15 protein-coding genes are annotated in these 17,646 nt (G+C 44.8%); 10 read left to right on the top strand and 5 right to left on the bottom strand.

From position 1 onward, the window contains the following. The first annotated feature begins 468 nt into the window (after positions 1-468). From hisS to IGJ25_RS15465, 4 genes are all read left to right on the top strand, one after another. Positions 469-1,767 carry a histidine--tRNA ligase gene (gene hisS / locus IGJ25_RS15480; RefSeq protein ID WP_010750006.1) on the top strand — a complete coding sequence of 433 codons (1,299 nt, stop codon included), beginning with the start codon at positions 469-471 and terminating at the stop codon, positions 1,765-1,767. Between the two features lie 11 nt (positions 1,768-1,778). Next, positions 1,779-3,554 (top strand): aspartate--tRNA ligase, encoded by a 1,776-nt coding sequence (gene aspS, locus IGJ25_RS15475; protein ID WP_010750005.1) that lies wholly within the window; start codon positions 1,779-1,781, stop codon positions 3,552-3,554. A 155-nt stretch (positions 3,555-3,709) separates the two neighbouring features. Then, entirely contained in the window at positions 3,710-4,585 is an 876-nt protein-coding gene (locus tag IGJ25_RS15470) for a YitT family protein (protein WP_010750004.1), read from the top strand. 198 nt (positions 4,586-4,783) lie between these two features. Next, the gene (locus IGJ25_RS15465; protein WP_008379546.1) at positions 4,784-6,652 is read left to right on the top strand and encodes an acyltransferase family protein; all 1,869 of its coding nucleotides are present in this window, start codon (positions 4,784-4,786) and stop codon (positions 6,650-6,652) included. A gap of 77 nt (positions 6,653-6,729) precedes the next feature. On the opposite strand, the gene dhaL is transcribed toward IGJ25_RS15465, so the two are convergent. From dhaL to IGJ25_RS15445, 4 genes are all read right to left on the bottom strand, one after another. Then, the gene (gene dhaL, locus IGJ25_RS15460) at positions 6,730-7,335 is read right to left on the bottom strand and encodes a dihydroxyacetone kinase subunit DhaL (RefSeq protein ID WP_010750003.1); all 606 of its coding nucleotides are present in this window, start codon (positions 7,333-7,335) and stop codon (positions 6,730-6,732) included. Between the two features lie 14 nt (positions 7,336-7,349). Then, positions 7,350-8,333 carry a dihydroxyacetone kinase subunit DhaK gene (gene dhaK, locus IGJ25_RS15455; RefSeq protein ID WP_438779428.1) on the bottom strand — a complete coding sequence of 328 codons (984 nt, stop codon included), beginning with the start codon at positions 8,331-8,333 and terminating at the stop codon, positions 7,350-7,352. Beyond that, the gene (gene dhaM / locus IGJ25_RS15450; protein WP_005228160.1) at positions 8,330-8,734 is read right to left on the bottom strand and encodes a dihydroxyacetone kinase phosphoryl donor subunit DhaM; all 405 of its coding nucleotides are present in this window, start codon (positions 8,732-8,734) and stop codon (positions 8,330-8,332) included. Before dhaM ends, dhaK begins: the two co-directional genes overlap by 4 nt. A 204-nt stretch (positions 8,735-8,938) precedes the next feature. Continuing rightward, complete coding sequence (locus IGJ25_RS15445; protein WP_010750001.1) at positions 8,939-11,263, bottom strand: HAD-IC family P-type ATPase; 2,325 nt, start codon at positions 11,261-11,263, stop codon at positions 8,939-8,941. Between the two features lie 258 nt (positions 11,264-11,521). Between IGJ25_RS15445 and queG the strand changes: the two genes are divergently transcribed. Further along, on the top strand, positions 11,522-12,697 hold the full coding sequence (queG, locus tag IGJ25_RS15440) for a tRNA epoxyqueuosine(34) reductase QueG (protein WP_005228165.1): 1,176 nt from the start codon (positions 11,522-11,524) through the stop codon (positions 12,695-12,697). A 39-nt stretch (positions 12,698-12,736) separates the two neighbouring features. Here the strand turns inward: queG and IGJ25_RS15435 are convergent, their stop codons facing one another. Then, on the bottom strand, positions 12,737-13,093 hold the full coding sequence (locus IGJ25_RS15435; RefSeq protein ID WP_005228172.1) for a hypothetical protein: 357 nt from the start codon (positions 13,091-13,093) through the stop codon (positions 12,737-12,739). A 165-nt stretch (positions 13,094-13,258) separates the two neighbouring features. On the opposite strand from IGJ25_RS15435, the gene IGJ25_RS15430 reads away from it, so the two are divergent. From IGJ25_RS15430 to trhO, 5 genes are all read left to right on the top strand, one after another. Then, positions 13,259-14,134 (top strand): SPFH domain-containing protein, encoded by an 876-nt coding sequence (locus IGJ25_RS15430; RefSeq protein WP_010750000.1) that lies wholly within the window; start codon positions 13,259-13,261, stop codon positions 14,132-14,134. A gap of 3 nt (positions 14,135-14,137) precedes the next feature. Then, on the top strand, positions 14,138-14,635 hold the full coding sequence (locus IGJ25_RS15425) for an LURP-one-related/scramblase family protein (protein WP_005233908.1): 498 nt from the start codon (positions 14,138-14,140) through the stop codon (positions 14,633-14,635). A 19-nt stretch (positions 14,636-14,654) separates the two neighbouring features. After that, positions 14,655-15,527 carry a fructokinase ScrK gene (gene scrK / locus IGJ25_RS15420; RefSeq protein ID WP_010749999.1) on the top strand — a complete coding sequence of 291 codons (873 nt, stop codon included), beginning with the start codon at positions 14,655-14,657 and terminating at the stop codon, positions 15,525-15,527. 98 nt (positions 15,528-15,625) lie between these two features. Beyond that, positions 15,626-16,375 carry an alpha/beta fold hydrolase gene (locus IGJ25_RS15415; RefSeq protein ID WP_010749998.1) on the top strand — a complete coding sequence of 250 codons (750 nt, stop codon included), beginning with the start codon at positions 15,626-15,628 and terminating at the stop codon, positions 16,373-16,375. 107 nt (positions 16,376-16,482) lie between these two features. Continuing rightward, positions 16,483-17,445: an oxygen-dependent tRNA uridine(34) hydroxylase TrhO gene (gene trhO, locus IGJ25_RS15410; RefSeq protein ID WP_010749997.1), complete on the top strand. Its 963-nt coding sequence runs from the start codon at positions 16,483-16,485 to the stop codon at positions 17,443-17,445. The last annotated feature ends 201 nt before the right edge of the window (positions 17,446-17,646 follow it).

Below are 17,646 nucleotides of genomic sequence, written 5' to 3'. Positions count from 1 at the left end.
AGATGATGAACAGTACTAGGCGACCACAGGGAGCGTAGTAACCGAACTAGAAATCACAATGATTGGCTTGCGGAGCAAGACAGAATAGATGATGAACAGTACTAGGCGACGGTAGGGAGCGTAGTAACCAAACTAGGAATCACAATGATTGGCTTGCGGAGCAAGACAGAATAGATGATGAACAGTACTAGGCGACGTAGGGAGCGTAGTAACCAAACTAGGAATCACGTTGATTGACGCAGGAAGTGAGAAATGAAAGCTGTACCTGGCATTTTTGCTTTGTTCAATTGCAGTCGAAGCCAACGAAACCATGACCAGCAACCAACGGCAAAGAGCGCAATAACCCAAAAGTCAAACACGAGAACAACCCACCCACATCAATGAGCAACAAGCAATAGGTGAATAAGCAAACAAGCAATGAAAGCAAAGAACATGGGCAACCATGAAACAAATAGGAGGATGCATACGATGAGTTACCAACGTCCAAAAGGAACCAACGATATTTTGCCAGGAGAATCCGAAAAATGGCAATTTGTGGAAGAAACAGCACGCTTAGTGTTTCGCGATTATCAATTCAACGAAATTCGGACACCGATTTTTGAGCACTTTGAAGTGATCGCCCGCAGTGTCGGGGACACAACGGATATCGTTTCAAAAGAAATGTATGATTTCTACGATAAAGGAGAGCGTCATGTGACGTTGCGTCCAGAAGGCACCGCACCGATCGCTCGTTCTTATGTCGAAAACAAACTATTCGGACCAGAACATACGAAGCCTTATAAAGTGTTTTACATGGGACCAATGTTCCGTTATGAACGTCCGCAAAAAGGCCGTTTGCGTCAATTCCACCAAATCGGTGTCGAAGTTTTCGGTTCAGCAAATCCAGCGACCGATGTTGAGACAATGGCGATGGCAATGGATTTTTATCGTCAATTAGGACTGAGTCAATTGCGCTTGGTCATCAATTCATTAGGCGATAAAGAAACGCGCCAAAACTATCGGCAAGCGTTGATCGATTATCTAGCGCCCCATGAAGCGGAGCTTAGTGAGGATTCAAAACGCCGCTTGCATGAAAATCCTTTGCGGGTCCTTGACAGCAAGGACAAGCGAGACCAAAAATTCGTGGCGGATGCACCATCGATCCTAGACTACTTAACACCAGATGCCAAGGCACATTTTGAAACCGTAACGAGTATGCTGGATGCGTTGGAGATCCCTTATGAGATCGATTCAAATATGGTGCGCGGTCTGGATTATTATACCCACACGATTTTTGAGATCATGAGTGATGCACCAAAAATGGGGGCGCAAGCCACCATCTGTGCCGGCGGTCGTTACAATCATTTAGTGGAAGAGCTAGGCGGACCAGAAACACCTGGTTTTGGTTTTGCTTTAGGGATCGAACGTTTATTGATCACTATGGAAGCCGAAGAAGTTGTGATTCCTGCTTTGAATGAGTTAGATGCGTATGTGGTTGGTTTGGGACAAGAAACCAATTTAGAAGCGTTGAAAGTCGTGCAAGCGATTCGTAATTTCGGTTTTTCTGCCGATCGTGATTTCATGGATCGTAAAGCCAAAGCCCAGTTTAAATCTGCTGATAAACAAGGAGCACGGTTGGTTCTGACTCTAGGCGAAACAGAATTAGCAGAACAAGTGATCAATATCAAATCCATGGCAAGCCGTGAAGAAAAACAATTTTCGTTAGCGGATCTTTATGCCCGCTTCGATGAGATCTACGATGAAATGACAACCAAAATGTTTGAGTGAGGAGAAAAAGAATGACAAAACGTACAGTATATTGCGGGTTAGTAAATGAGACCCATTTAAACCAGACAGTAACTCTAAAAGGCTGGGTGCAAAAGCGCCGTGACTTAGGGGGCGTGATCTTTATTGACTTGCGCGACCGAGAAGGGATCGTGCAAATCGTCTTCAACCCTGAGGTTTCGAAAGAAGCCTGGGAAATCGCGGACAAATGCCGCAGTGAATATGTGTTAGAAGTAACAGGTCAAGTCATCAATCGTGCACCAGAAGCCATCAATCCGAAAATGGTGACAGGTGCCTATGAAGTGATGATCAGCGAAATCACGATTTTAAACACTGCAAAAACACCAGCCTTCTTGATTGAAGATGATCAAACCGTTGGCGATGAGATTCGCATGAAATACCGTTATTTAGACTTGCGTCGTCCAAAAATGACGAACAACATCGTGATGCGGGCGAAAACGACGCAAGCGATCCGCAATTTCTTAGATACGAACGACTTCTTGGATATCGAAACACCTTATCTAGGAAAATCAACACCAGAGGGTGCGCGGGATTATTTGGTTCCTTCACGGATCTATCCAGGTCATTTCTATGCGTTGCCGCAATCACCACAAATTTTTAAACAGTTATTGATGGGTGCTGGCTTCGATCGCTACTATCAAATCGTACGTTGCTTCCGTGACGAAGATTTGCGGGGCGACCGTCAACCAGAATTTACCCAAGTCGATATCGAAACCTCTTTCTTGACGGCAGAAGAAATCCAAACCTATACGGAAGAGCTGTTGGCAAAAGTGATGCGAGAAGTCAAAGGCATCGAAGTTACCTTGCCATTCCCACGGATGACCTATGATGAGGCAATGGGACGCTACGGCAGTGACAAACCAGATACACGGTTTGACATGGAGCTTATCGACTTATCAGAAGTTGTGAAAGACGTTGATTTTAAAGTCTTCCAAATGGCTCTTGAAAAAGGCGGCGTTGTGAAAGTCTTGAACGCCAAAGGGGCTGCAGACAAATACTCCAGAAAAGACATGGACAATCTAGGCCATTACGCTGGTCAATTTGGTGCCAAAGGATTGGCATGGGTCAAAGTTGAAGAAGATGGATTGAAAGGACCGATCGCTAAATTCTTGACAGAAGCGACCGACGCGATCATTGCAGCAGCCAATGCGGAAGTTGGCGATATTCTGATGTTTGGTGCCGATTCCTTTGAGATCGTTTCAGCAACATTGGGGGCGATCCGTAATAAATTAGGAAAAGAATTAGGCTTGATCGACGAGAGCAAATTCAACTTCCTATGGGTCACTGACTGGCCGCAATTTGAATACGATGAAGAAGCAGGCCGCTACGTTTCTGCTCACCATCCATTCACATTGCCAAAAGAAAGCGATCTGCCGTTGTTAACGACAGACCCTTCAAAAGTCTATGCGCAAGCCTACGATATCGTGCTAAACGGTTACGAGCTAGGTGGCGGATCATTGCGTATCCATACACGGGAAGTGCAAGAGCAAATGTTTGAAGCGCTAGGCTTCTCACGTCGCGAGATGCAAAATCAATTTGGCTTCTTATTGGATGCTTTGGATTATGGGTTCCCACCACATGGCGGCATCGCCCTTGGGTTAGACCGATTAGTGATGCTCTTGGCTGGCGAAGAAAACATTCGCGAAGTCATTGCTTTCCCTAAAAATGGGAAAGCAGCTGATCCAATGTCTCAAGCGCCAAGTACCGTTTCGCCAATGCAATTGTTTGACTTGAACATCGATGTAACAACGGTTGAAGAAAACGAATAAGCGTTAAACCATGATGAAATGAGTGATGAAATAGAAATTGGTGAATGAATGAAAAAAGTTCATGAGAATTCATCCATTTCTTTCATTGCTCGTTTCTTTTTTTATGAGCTGAAGTATAATAAAGGCAAATCAAAAAAGTGAGGCTATGAAATGCAATGACTCCTCTGTTTAAATGGCTCCCTCATCCAGAATACGCCAACAAACTTTCGTTTTCGATCGTCTATGCGCTGCTGGCATCGATTGCGGTCAATTTCTTCTATCAACCAGGTAATATTTATTCCAGCGGCATTACGGGTGTCGCTCAGATCATCACCACGATCTCAAGAGAAGGGCTCGGATTTTATATCCCCTTGTCCCTTGCGCTATTATTGTTGAATGTGCCATTATTTTTTCTAGGTTGGTTTAAGATCGGCCACAAGTTTACGATTTTTACTGGAATTACTGTTTTACTCACCTCCTTATTCGTGCAAATTTTGCCCGAAGAAACCGTTACGACGGACCCGATGATCTGTGCGATTTTCGGTGGTGCCATCAACGGGGTGGGGATCGGCTACGCCTTGAAGAATGGTCTTTCTTCAGGAGGGCTGGATTTTGTCAGCATTGCCATCCGCAAACGGACAGGGAAGACGATCGGCTCGATATCGATTTTCTTTAACATTGTTATTTTGTTCGCCGCAGGGATCTTGTTTGGCTGGCAATATGCGTTGTATAGTGCGATCGCGATTTTTGTCAGTGGAAAAGTGACGGATGCGGTCTTTACGAAGCAAAAGAAAATGCAGGTGACGATCATCACCCGCAACCCAGAAGAAGTCATTCAAACGATCCAAAAACATATGCGGCGAGGGATTACCATCATCAATGAAGCCGAAGGGGCGTACAAGCATGACAAACAAACGGTTTTGCTGACGGTAGTGACACGCTTTGAACTGCCGATGCTGCGCAGTGCCATGAAAGAAGCCGATCCAAAAGCCTTTGTCAGTATTGCAGAAAATGTCCAGATTTTGGGTCGCTTTTATGAAGAAGAACTGTGAAAAAGGAGTTGAAAAAAGTATTTCTTTATAGAAGTACTTTTTTTTCGCCAAAAATTAATTTTTTTGAAATATAGCAGATGTTGCTAGCTTTATATGGGGGATTTCTGGTAAATTATGAGAGTATGGAATCAATAGCGTTCATGCTGAAATTGTTTTTTTATGAAACAATTGGATCAATTAGAGAAAAGTGGTTGAAAAATGAATAAACGTTTAAGCACAAGCCGCTATATTACCGGGTTTGACGGCATTCGAACCTTGGCAGTCATCGGCGTTATTTTATATCATTTACTACCTACTCATATGCGAGGCGGGTATTTAGGAGTTCCAGTATTCTTTGTCGTATCAGGTTATTTAATCACTGACTTGCTGAGGCAAGAGTGGGATCAAAACGGCAAAATCAAAGTCAAAGATTTTTATGTTCGGCGGATGAAACGGCTCTATCCAGGAATGGTGGTGATGCTGCTTATCTCAGCAGCGTATATCACGTTGTTCCAGCGAAACCTGTTGAATAATTTGCGCGGGGTTTTTGTTAGCTCGTTGCTTTATTACAACAACTGGTGGCAGATCAATCATGGGTTATCCTATTTTGATCGGTTCGGTAATGAATCCCCCTTTACCCATCTGTGGTCGCTGGCTGTGGAGGGACAGAACTATCTGATTTGGCCTTTAGTATTTATTTTGCTGATGAAAATCGGCAAGCAGAGGCATCGCGCCTTTAAATTTACTGCCGCAGTCACGATTTTGTCGGCAATTCTGTTAGCAGTCCTTTACACACCAGGCGCTGATCCGACACGGGTCTATTATGGAACGGATACGCGGCTCTTTTCGATCTGGATGGGGAGTGCCTTAGCATTCATTTGGCCAAGTACCCATTTGAAGAAAGAGATACCGCAAAAAGCCAAACGGGTCTTGAATATCTCTGGCTTTGCTTCCTTGGCTGGTCTGATCGCAGCGTTCTTTTTCTTAGATGATCATTTGACTTTTGTCTATTATGGCGGCATGTTCTTGATCAGTATCCTATGTACGATTCTTGTGGCAGTCACCGCTCATCCCGGAGCCAGCTTGAATCGGGTATTGAGTAATCCGATTTTCAGTTATATCGGCAAGCGCAGTTATGGGATCTATTTGTATCAATTTCCAGTGATGATTTTTTACGAAGCAAAAGTGGGGAATATCGGGGAGAACGTGCTGATGCACACGTTAGTGGAACTATTCTTGATCTTGTTTATCAGTGAATTGTCCTATCGGTTTATCGAAAACCCAATGCGTAAATTCCAGTACAAAGACACATTCAGAACGGTCCGCGGTTGGTTCAGTAAACCGATTTTTAGTTGGAAAAAACCGTGGTTAGTGCCCAGCTTACTGATTACCCTCGTTGCTTTGTTTGGCGTCGTGACCGCACCGACGAATTATGTCGATGCCCAGCAGCAGCAGTTGAAAGACAACATTGCGGCCAATAAAAAAGCGGCAGAGCAATCGCAAAAAAATGCGAATGCTGAAGGCAATGAAGCAGACGATGAGGCGAACACAAGTGAAGATGAAAAAAATATCATGGAAAAATATGATTTAACAGCAGCCCAAGTGAAAAAAGCAGAATCTCTTGAAATCACGGCTTTTGGTGATTCCGTGATGCTGGATGCAACGGCTGACTTGAAAGAAGTCTTTACCCAAGCGGTAGTTGATGGGGATGTTGGGCGCCAGCTGTATGCGAGCCCTGAATTGATCAAAGACTTGAAAGAAAAAAATCTTTTGCGGGATACCGTCCTTGTGGGGCTAGGGACGAATGGTTCCTTTACAGAAGCCCAATTTGACAGCTTTATGAATGAGATCGGTGATCGCAAAGTCTACTGGATCAATGTGCGGGTACCGACACAGCGTTGGCAAAATGAAGTCAATCGGATGTTGGAGCGCATGGCGGAAAAATACGACAATATGACCTTGATCGATTGGTATGATTTGAGTAATGACCAAGAGTCATGGTTCTATGAAGATCGGGTCCATCCAAATCCAGATGGCATGGATCAATACGTGAAGCTAGTTGCCCAAACGATTTTACAAGAGGAATAAACAAGAAAAAGACAAACCTTACGCAATCATAAGGTTTGTCTTTTGTCTTAAACGGTGCTTTGTAAGAGCATCGTTTTTTAATTCTTTTCTATCACCGTTAATAGTGAGTCAAACAAAATCGCACTAGAAGCCGATCCGGGATCGATATGACCGATGGCACGTTCACCAACATAAGAGGCACGGCCTTTTTTAGCAACGAGTTCTTTGGTATGTTCTTTCGCTGCTTCGATCGTGTCTTTGGTCAATTCCCCTTTTTTCAAGGCTTCTGCGACAGGTTGCCAGACATCGACCATCGTTTTGTCTTCAAACTCAGCTTTTCCCCGCATTTTGATGCCCGTCAAACCTTCTTCAACGATCGTACCTAATTGTTCAAAGGAGTCGATCGTTTCTAGTTCCTTCGTTGCTTTGGTCATATTCATAAACGCCGAACCATAAAGGGGACCCGAAGCGCCGCCGACTTTTGAGATTATTGCCATCGAGAAGACTTTAAAGGTATCACTGATCGTCGTTGGCTGTTGTTTGGCATAAGCTTCTTGATAAGCAGCTACGCCGCGTGCCATATTGTTGCCATGGTCCCCGTCGCCGATCGGTGTATCTAAATCGCTCAAATAGGCTTTGTTTGCTTCGATTTCTTTTGTGAAGGTATCTAACCATGCTTGCACCATTTCTGTTGTCAATTGCATCTCTATTCGCTCCTTTACCAGGCTATTGTTGTGACGGCTTCATTTAACGCATCGGTGTGATCCGTTTCGCTGAAGTCGATCAAGGTCAGTGAAAGTCCCTGCATATCGATGGAAGTCATGAAATTGCCGACTTTATGGAAGGAGACAGGTATGTCTTTTTCTGCGAGTAATTTCGCGACATCATTGGCAAAAACGAACAGCTCCATTTGCGGCGTACCACCCATACCGTTGATCAAGACACCGACTTTTTCTGGGGTCTTTTCATAATCCGCTAAGATTTTTTCCACCAACTCTTGTGCTAGTTCATGTGAGGGTTTCAGTTTTTCACGACGGTAACCAGGTTCGCCGTGGATACCCACGCCATACTCGATCTCATCATCGGCTAAGTCAAAACCTGGTTTCCCAACTTCAGGAACTGTTGCCGCTTTTAATGCGACCCCAATGGTTTTGATCGATGCAACCAAGGCATCGCCCAGTGTTTTTAATTCGCTTAAGCTGGCACCATTACGAGCAGCTGCGCCTAAAATCTTGTGGACTAAGACCGTACCGGCAACTCCTCGTTTGCCAGCAGTATAGGTGCTATTTTCAACAGCGATATCATCATCCACGACCACGATCTCCGTCGTGATCTCTTCCATTTCTGCCATATCTTTGGCCATCTCAAAGTTCAAGATATCGCCAGTATAGTTTTTGACGATCAACAAGACGCCTTGTCCTTGATCAGAATCTTGGATAGCCGTCAAAATCTGGTCGGGGGTCGGGGAGGTGAAGACATCGCCTAAAACGGCGGCGCTAAGCATCCCATCACCGACAAAGCCAGCATGCGCCGGCTCATGTCCGCTCCCACCGCCAGAAACAAGACCGACTTGTTCTTTTTGATTATTCTTAGCGATCACCCGTGAGTCGGCGACTTGATGGACCAGTTCAGGATAACTGCCTACGATACCAGCCAACATTTCTTCTACGATCATTGAGGGATCATTAATGATTTTTTTCATGCTTCATGCCATCCTTTCTCGGCTGCTTTTTTTGCTTCTGCAACGATTTGTGCCAAATCATCACTGAAACCAGCGGTGATCGCTGCAGCAAAGGCACCTTCCACCAGCGGCGCGTCGATCAGGTGATAGCGTTCTTGTTGCTGAGGTTCCAGCATGTCGTATGCAAGTTCGGCATTCAAAACGGCACTGCCTAGATCGGCAAAGACTAAGATCAGTTCAGCGTCTGCGGATTCGTTGACGGCATCCACGATTTTCGTGGCGTCAGAACCCAGCTCTCCTTCTGCTGTCCCGCCTAAAGAATAGATCGTGACTGACTCGCCGTCAGCCATTTCTTCGATCATCTGTTTTAATCCTTCGGTGAGTTGCTGACTGTGAGAAACGAGTAAAATACTTTTTTTCATCCAATTTCACCAACACTTTCTGATTAAATTTGGCTGTTTGACAAGGGGGTTGCCTTTTCCAAAGAAACACCGTCCTTGTTGAAACCGCCTACAGGTTCAGTATACCAAATTTCTTTCTTCTTGTATGGTTGCACCTATGGAGAGGACAAAAAAACAGCATCGTCTTTCTGGACAAAGCAAGAAAGAGCGATGCGGTAAAATCAATTAGGATTGTTTAACGAGCACTTTGGCTGAAAAGCGCTTCGTTAGGAAAGAAAGCCCCACGTACAGGCAGATGTTCAATGCCATCATGCCAAGGAAGTAAGGCAATGTTACGGCGGTCAAGAAACCGACTTCCAGCAATCCGTGGAAAAGCATTGCTGCGACATAGATCCCCACGGTAGTGGTAATCGCTAAGAACAATCGCAATGGATTTAACGGCAAGCAAGCGCGAATCACAGCGATACAGCTGATCCCGATCAACAAATAGTACAACAAGGTCGTCGTATCAAATTGCGACCAACCGTAGTCGGTTTGTAAAAAGCGGATCGCAAAGTAATTGACTAACACCAACAAGGCATTTGGTAATGCATTGAGTAAGACCGTCGGCAAGTAGCGCCCCTTGATCGGTGCTTTGTTTTCTTCAAAGGAAAGGAAGAATGATGGATAGCCTTCAATTGCTAAGTCGATCAATGTGATTTGGATCGGCAAGAACGGAAAGGCGCTGGATGTCAGGATACAAACCAAAGAGAGCAAGAAGCTGTAAATCGTCTTGATAAAGAAGATCCCCGACGCTTTGGTGACGTTATTGACGACGCGGCGTCCTTCAAATAAAACATCTGGCAACGTAGTAAAGTCAGAATCCAATAAGACAAAGTTAGCGATTTGACGAGCCGCACTGTCGCCAGCAGCCATCGCAATACTAACGTCGGCTTCCCGCAGCGCCAACACGTCATTGACGCCATCGCCCGTCATAGCAACGGTCCGGTGATTGGCTTTTAATTCTTGGACAAGCAGTTTCTTTTGTTCAGGGGTCACACGACCAAAGACCGTATAGCGTGTCGCAGCTTCTCGGACTTCTGCTTCGGTCGTTAAGGTAGAAAGATCGATAGCTTGATCGGCATTCGCAAGACCTGCACGATGGGCGATCGCAGCGACAGCTATTGGATTATCGCCAGAGATTACCTTTAGATCGATGCCTTGATCGGCTAAGTAAGCCAAGGTTTCTTCAGCGTTTTGGCGGATGATATCAGATAAAATCAAGACTGCCACCGCTTGTGCATTGCTTGGGTCAAAGGATGCTGGCGCTTTTGGATCGGTCTCTACGGCTAAAATCAACACTCGCAGACCTGCTTCTTGCGCTTCTTTGACTTGCGGCAAGGCAGCAGAGCCAGCGACTTTTTCAGGTGCGCCAAGATAGACATTTCCTAGATGTTCAAAAGCTACAGCACCCCATTTGCGCTGTGAAGAAAAGGCAGCGACTTCGATCGGCTGATGATCCGTTAGCTCAGGGCAGCCTTGACGCAATGCTTGCATCGTCAAATTGTTATCTGTGCTGGCTGCCAAATAATTCCCTAAGAGCATGTTAGGGTCGCTGTCGGCTTGGAGAGGAACGATCGATTCGAGAACCATATGGCCTTCCGTCAACGTCCCCGTCTTATCCAGACAAAGGGTATCGACATGCGCTAAGGTTTCAACGGCATACATGTCTTGGACCAAAATCCGTTTTTTGGCCAATTTAATGACACCTGTCGTCAAGGCGATACTGATCAGCAGGACAAGTCCTTTTGGTAACATTCCTAATAAGGCAGCGGCAGAAACGACGACGGATTCCTTGATTCCAGCATCTCGCATCATAAAGGCTTGGAAGAACAAGATCACCCCTAAAGGAACGATCACATAGCTAGTGAATTTGGACACACTACGGATCGAAGCAAGCAGCTCAGAGCGGATCGGTTTGTGGACCTTCGCCTCATTGCTTAGTTTCGCTGCGTAGTTTTCAGCACCGACATGAATGACTTTTCCTGTCACTTCACCGCTGACGATGAAACTTCCTGAGAGTAAGGAAGCACCTGCTTCTTTGACAACCAGATCGGCTTCACCAGTCAGCATCGCTTCATTGACTTCGACTAGTCCAGAAAGCACCGTCATGTCAGCGGGGATTTGGTCCCCAGCACCAAGAATGACTGAGTCTTCTAAGACCAATTCTTTGGCTGAAATCTCATGGGTTTGACTATCTCGAATCACTCGTACCGTTTGCGGTGAAACAAGTGAGAGTTTTTTTACTAAATTACGTGCGTGCAATTCTTGGCTGATCCCAATGGTGATATTCACAAAAATAATCGCTAAGTAGAACATGTTGGAATAGGCGCCTACGGCAAATAAAAAAACGCCAATCAATAGGTTGAGAAAATTGAATAACGTCAGTAAATTGTCCTTGATGATCGCAGCAGTTGATTTACTGGTTTTGGTTTCATAATCATTGTGCAGCCCCTCTTGGGTTTTCTTGGCGACTTCTGCTGCAGTCAAGCCGGTGGGTAATTGAGTCATAAGCATCTCCATTTCATTTGTTCATTTCTTTCTGATTCCTTTATCTAGTCTAGCATTCGAAAAAGGCAATGCAATCGTTGCGAGGAAAATAGCGATAAAATTAATTAAAATCTTAAACAATCAACACGTGTTCTTTTAAAGAAAGAAAAAAATGGGGGAACAAACCGCACCATCGACTTTTTTCTGGTGCTTACGTATAATAGGGGAAGAGAAAAAGCCGAGAAGCAGATGCTTAGCGGACAAAAGAGGGTAGCGAGCATGTCTTTAAAAGAAAAAATTATTGCAGAAAGCAAGCGGCTTGGCATCGACAAGATCGGGTTTGCTTCAGCGGAGCCGTTTTTGGCATTGGAGCCTTCCTTGCGGGAACAAAAAGCCAAGGGCCATACCTCTGGTTTTGAGCATCCCGTGATCGAAGAGCGTATCTATCCTGAACGGACATTTGAAAATCCGCAAACGATCATTGCGATCGCTTTAGCTTATCCGACAAAAATCAAAGAGAAAGTCCCGCGGGATGAAAAACGTGGCATGTTTGCCCGTGCCTCGTGGGGCATCGATTACCATGATATTTTGCGAGAACGGTTGGATCGCTTGATCGCCTTTATCAAAGAACAAGCGCAAACGATGGAAGAACAAGTCGAATGGCGTTTCGCACCGCAAGTCGATACAGGGGAATTGGTGGATGTGGCGGCAGCGCAGCGGGCGGGTCTTGGCTTTATCGGTCGTAATGGCTTGCTGATCACAGAAGAGTTTGGTTCGTTTGTTTATCTCGGGGAGATCGTCACTAATATCTCTCTTGAACCAGATGAAGAAGTCCCGTTTGGTTGTGGGGATTGCATGCGTTGTGTGACGGCTTGCCCCACCAAAGCGTTATTGGGCGATGGTCGGATGAATGCCCAGCGCTGTTTGTCCTATCAAACCCAGACGAAGGGCATGATGCCAGAAGAGTACCGCAAAAAGATGCATAACGTGATTTACGGTTGCGATATTTGTCAGCTGGTCTGTCCTTATAATCGGGGGAAGGACTTCCATTTTCATCAAGAGATGGAGCCTGAAGTCGATACCGTTTATCCAAAACTGCAACCGATGCTGTCTTTATCAAACAAAGCCTTCAAAGAACAATTTGGCCATCTATCTGGCTCTTGGCGGGGGAAAAAACCGCTGCAGCGTAATGCCATCATCGCCTTAGCCAATGTGGGAGACCGCAGTGCCTTGCCAGCGATTTGGCGCTGTGCGACAGAAGACGTTCGCCCAGTGATTCGAGGAACGGCTTATTGGGCCATTGGTCAGTTGGGCGTCAAAGAACCAGAGATGTGGTTAGAGCGACTGCAACGATGCGCAGAGTTAGAACCCGAAGAAGAAGCACAGCAAGAATTGCAACCTGCCATCGAACGATTGCAAGCAGTCATTACCAAAAAGCAGGAAAAAGAGCTATAAAAAAAGCAAAACGTGCCCGTGGCCGTTTTGCTTTTTTGTTTAATCTAGTACGTCATCACTTTCAACGATTTCTTCTGAATCGAGTTCAAAATCTGGTGCTGGATGCACACGCTCAGGCAGCTCCATTTCTAACTCGCCTTCTTCGGTGTATTGGTTGTCGGTATCGGCAACGTCAACTAAAATTTCTTCAGGAAGCTCTTGTTCTAACCGATAGCCTTCTGCATGACGTGCATCGAGTAATTCCAAAAGATGTTGCCACTCGTCTTTCGAGATCACTACGACGTCAATGCCATCTTTGTTTTGTACCTCTACAACAGAGGAAAGATCGGTGCCGACCGTTTTAATGATCGATTCCAACGACCATTTACTCGTTTCTAAGTCAATTTTTTGTGCCATAAGAATTACTCCTTTTTTGAGAAAAATTTTGTCCTACCTTAATTGTAACGGGAAAGTTGCAGAAAACAAAATAGCTTGATTGGGAATCGTCCCTAATATGCGCAAGAACATTTGCACAGCGGCTTTAACCAAGGTAAGATAAGAGCAAGAAGGGAAGGAATAAAAATGACAGAAAAACAGACATTTCATGTGAATGGGTATTTAGCACTGGTTGTGCTGATCGGGTTATTAGTTGGCGGCGGTTATTTGTTTTATCATGGGTTCGTAAATGAGAGCGTTCTCGAAATCGTTCTCAGTATTCTTTTATGGATCGTTTCGTTTCTTTTCCTTAGTTCGTTAACGATCGTACAGCCCAACCAAGCCAAAGCGATCCTCTTTTTTGGGCAATATTTAGGGACCATTAAAGACAACGGCTTGTTCGTGACAACCCCCTTAACCCAAAAAATCAATGTTTCATTGAAAGTCCGTAACTTTAACAGTTCGCTGTTGAAGGTCAATGATTCAGACGGAAACCCGATCGAGATCTCGGCGGTGGTGGTTTTTAAAGTCGTAGATACGGCGAAAGCATTGTTTGATGTCGATTATTACCAAGATTTCATTGAGATCCAAAGTGAAACAGCGATTCGTCATATTGCGACGCAATACCCGTATGACACGTTCAATGACGATGATCTGACGTTGCGAGGCAATACCAATGAAGTTTCTGAAGAACTGGCAAAAGAATTGCAAGAACGATTGGCTGTTGCTGGGGTCGAAGTCATAGAGACCCGCTTAAATCACCTCGCGTATGCGACTGAGATCGCTAGTGCGATGTTGCAGCGCCAACAAGCTAAAGCAATTTTATCAGCACGGCAAATCATTGTTGAAGGGGCCGTCTCCATGACACAAATGGCGTTAGAACAAATCGAAGACGGACAGGACATCAATTTCACAGATGACCGCAAAGTCCAACTGATCAATAATTTATTGGTGTCGATCATTACCGATAAAGGCACGCAGCCGGTGATCAATACGGGCGATGTCAAAGAGAAAGGAGTGTAGCATTTGAAGAAACTTTACATCAAACAGAAGGTTTTCAGCATTGGCGAAAAATTTACCGTCACCGATGATTTACAAAACCCTCGCTATTATGTCGAAGGCAGTTTTTTTAAGATCCCGAAAAGTTTTACGATCTTCAATGAGCAGCAGCGACCGATCGCGGAGATCACCAAAAAAGTGTTCAGTTTATTACCGAAATTTTTTGTGGAAGTCCACGGCCAAGAAGCGATCGTTTTAGAAAAACATTTCACATTTTTTAAAGCCCGCTATTCCATCAGTGCAGAAGGCATCGATGTGGACGGCAATTGGTGGGATATGGATTTTGTGGTCAACCGCAACGGCAAACGGATCGCAGAGATCCACAAAAAATGGATCTCTTGGGGCGATACCTATGAAGTTGTGATCTATGAAGAAGATCTAGATGACCTGATCATTGCATTAGTGGTAGCCATCGATCGCGTCAAAGCAGATGATGCCGCAGCGTCAAGTTCAGCAAGTAGTTAGAAAAAAAGGAGCGATGTGCATGTTATACGGTTCGATTGAAGCAGGCGGCACAAAATTTGTGTGCGCCATTGGCGATGAAGAAATGACAATCAAGGAAAGAGTGAGCTTTCCGACAACGACACCTGAGGAAACAATGCCTTTAGTCATTGGTTTCTTCAAACAATACCAAGCAGATTTAGCAGGGATTGGGATTGGCTCATTTGGGCCCATCGATATCCATCGCGATTCTGCCACTTATGGGTACATTACCTCGACCCCGAAATTGGCATGGCAAAATTTTGATTTCATCGGTACCATGAAAAAAGAATTTCCGATCCCGATTTCTTGGACAACAGATGTCAATGCGGCCGCCTATGGTGAGTATGTCTTTGGCAGTGGCAAAGGATTGAGTAGTGTCGTTTATTACACGATCGGTACAGGTGTTGGCGGCGGTGCCTTACAAGAAGGGCGCTTTATCGAAGGCTTTAGTCATCCAGAAATGGGGCATATGCTGGTCGTCCCTCATCCAAAAGATGACTTTGCTGGCAGCTGTCCATTTCATGGCAACTGTTTAGAAGGGATGGCTGCTGGACCCGCCATCGAAAAACGCTTAGGGAAAAAAGGTCAAGAGGTTGCAGAAGATGATCCTTATTGGGAGATCGAAGCCTCCTATATTGCTCAATGTGCCTACAATACAACCTTGATGTTTTCTCCAGATGTGATCATTTTTGGTGGTGGTGTGATGAAACAACGCCATATGCTGCAAAACGTCCACGACGCATTTGCAAAATTGGTCAATGGGTATGTTGAAACACCTGAGTTAAGCAAATATATCGTGACCCCAGCATTAGAAGACAACGCTGGAACCCTCGGTTGTTTGGCATTGGCTCGAGAAGCGGTCTTACATTCATAAACGAAAAAGGGATCATCCTCTTCGGGTATGATCTTTTTTACAGCGTATCAGTGGCGCTTTTGGCGACTTTTTGTATACTTAAGCTGAGGTGGAAAAGAATGAAATTAGCTGTTCGAAAAAGAAAAATCGGGAATATTCCGGTCTTAGAAGTCGTACCTGAAGAAATGATTTATGAGCCGCTGCCATTGATTATTTACTATCATGGCTGGCAGACGAGTAAAGAATTAGTGTTGACACAAGGCAGAAAGTTGGCTAGAGAAGGTTTTCGGGTGGTCTTGCCAGATGCAGCCAATCATGGGGAGCGCAAGACCCAGCTATCGGAGATTCCTTCTTTAACTTTTTGGCAAAGTATCCAAACCAATCTATTTGAGTTTTCTTACTTAGTCGATTTTTTTGAAAACCTTGGTTTGGTCAACGGTCAGATCGCAGTTGGTGGAGTCTCTATGGGAGGGATGACCACGTGCGGTTTATTGTGTCAGCATCCAGAAATCACAGCGGCAGCTTGTATCATGGGTTCTCCTTCCATGTTGAAATACCGTGACCGCATCCAAATGCACGCTGGCGCTGCTGGGTTCTTTGTACCCGAGGATTATGGTCAGCTTTTAAGCTGGATGGATGCTTACGACCTGTCTTCTCAACCAGAGAAATTGGGACAGCGTCCTCTTTTGTTTTGGCATGGTACCCAAGACGAGAAAATTCCTTATGGTGATGTGGAAGCCTTTGTGGCAGAAAATCCAGAAGCAAATTTGCAGTTTATCTCGCGAGAAGAACGCCATCTGGTACGTGGAGAAACGATGGATCAAGTCACAGCTTTTTTCGTGGCAGAGCTCAATCAAACCAATCCATGACACGGTTTGCGCAAGGAAAAAGATTGTGTGAAAAGGTACAAGCATAAAACTCGTTTTTTGTCACGTGATAACCTATACTGTAGGGTGCAAAAAAAGGAGGAATTGGTTTGACATACCGCGTTTTATTATTTTATAAATACACAACAATTGAAGATCCGGAAAGCTTCGCCAAGGAGCATTTAGCATTTGGAAAAGAAATTGGCATCAAGGGCCGTATTTTAGTAGCCAATGAAGGGATCAATGGCACACTTTCTGGAACGGTTGAAGCAACGGATCGCTATATGGAAAAAATGGAAGCTGATCCCCGTTTTAAAGGGATTTTTTATAAGATTGACGAAGTAGAAGAACATGCGTTTAAAAAGCTATTCGTTCGTCCGCGTAAAGAATTGGTTTCATTGAACCTTGAAGACGACATCGATCCATTAGAAATGACTGGAAAATATTTAGATCCTAAAGCGTTCAAAGAAGCGTTGTTAGATGAAGATACCGTGGTGATCGATGCCCGTAACGATTATGAATATGATTTAGGCCATTTCCGAGGAGCCGTTCGTCCCGATATCCGCAGCTTCCGTGAGTTGCCGCAATGGATCATCGATAATAAAGAAAAATTCATGGATAAAAAAGTCGTTACTTATTGTACTGGTGGTATCCGTTGTGAAAAATTCTCAGGCTGGCTGCTGCGAGAAGGCTTTGAAGATGTGGCCCAACTCCATGGCGGTATCTTTGCTTATGGGAATGACCCAGAAGTTCAAGGTGAGCTTTGGGATGGGAAAATGTACGTCTTTGATGAACGCATCAGTGTGGAAATCAATCATGTAGATAAAAAAGTCATCGGCCGCGACTGGTTTGATGGGACACCTTGCGAGCGCTATGTAAACTGTGCCAACCCAGAATGCAATCGCCAATTCTTAACTTCTGAGGAAAATCAGGCTGCCCATTTAGGTGCCTGCAGCTATGATTGTGCCATCCACGAACACAACCGTTACGTGGAGCAACATGGAATCACAGAAGCAGAAAAAGCTGAACGGTTAAAAAACTTTGCAACAAAAAATGAAACAGTCACTGCCTAAACCGACAACTGTTTCACAGGAAATGAAGGATTAAAAGAGTCGCACGTGAGTCCGAAAACTGGCTTAGCTCAGTCAGTTTTTCCACCTTCCGTGCGGCTTTTTTGAATGGACAGAATTGGAAACGATTGTTTTTTAATTATCTGAAAAATCTAACTATTCCAATTGTTCTTTTTTCTTTCCTATCGAGAAAAAACGCAAGGC

The organism is Enterococcus sp. DIV0240d, assembly GCF_051711245.1.
GTDB lineage: Bacteria > Bacillota > Bacilli > Lactobacillales > Enterococcaceae > Enterococcus_D > Enterococcus_D casseliflavus.
The sequence above is the reverse complement of the archived record's forward strand: the minus strand, read 5'-3'. Positions and strand labels throughout refer to the sequence as shown.

Coding starts and splice junctions, on each gene's coding strand:
- hisS (WP_010750006.1), top strand. CDS start 469: ATGAGTTACCAACGTCCAAAAGGAACCAACGATATTTTGCCAGGAGAA.
- aspS (WP_010750005.1), top strand. CDS start 1,779: ATGACAAAACGTACAGTATATTGCGGGTTAGTAAATGAGACCCATTTA.
- IGJ25_RS15470 (WP_010750004.1), top strand. CDS start 3,710: ATGACTCCTCTGTTTAAATGGCTCCCTCATCCAGAATACGCCAACAAA.
- IGJ25_RS15465 (WP_008379546.1), top strand. CDS start 4,784: ATGAATAAACGTTTAAGCACAAGCCGCTATATTACCGGGTTTGACGGC.
- dhaL (WP_010750003.1), bottom strand. CDS start 7,335: ATGCAATTGACAACAGAAATGGTGCAAGCATGGTTAGATACCTTCACA.
- dhaK (WP_438779428.1), bottom strand. CDS start 8,333: ATGAAAAAAATCATTAATGATCCCTCAATGATCGTAGAAGAAATGTTG.
- dhaM (WP_005228160.1), bottom strand. CDS start 8,734: ATGAAAAAAAGTATTTTACTCGTTTCTCACAGTCAGCAACTCACCGAA.
- IGJ25_RS15445 (WP_010750001.1), bottom strand. CDS start 11,263: ATGACTCAATTACCCACCGGCTTGACTGCAGCAGAAGTCGCCAAGAAA.
- queG (WP_005228165.1), top strand. CDS start 11,522: ATGTCTTTAAAAGAAAAAATTATTGCAGAAAGCAAGCGGCTTGGCATC.
- IGJ25_RS15435 (WP_005228172.1), bottom strand. CDS start 13,093: ATGGCACAAAAAATTGACTTAGAAACGAGTAAATGGTCGTTGGAATCG.
- IGJ25_RS15430 (WP_010750000.1), top strand. CDS start 13,259: ATGACAGAAAAACAGACATTTCATGTGAATGGGTATTTAGCACTGGTT.
- scrK (WP_010749999.1), top strand. CDS start 14,655: ATGTTATACGGTTCGATTGAAGCAGGCGGCACAAAATTTGTGTGCGCC.
- IGJ25_RS15415 (WP_010749998.1), top strand. CDS start 15,626: ATGAAATTAGCTGTTCGAAAAAGAAAAATCGGGAATATTCCGGTCTTA.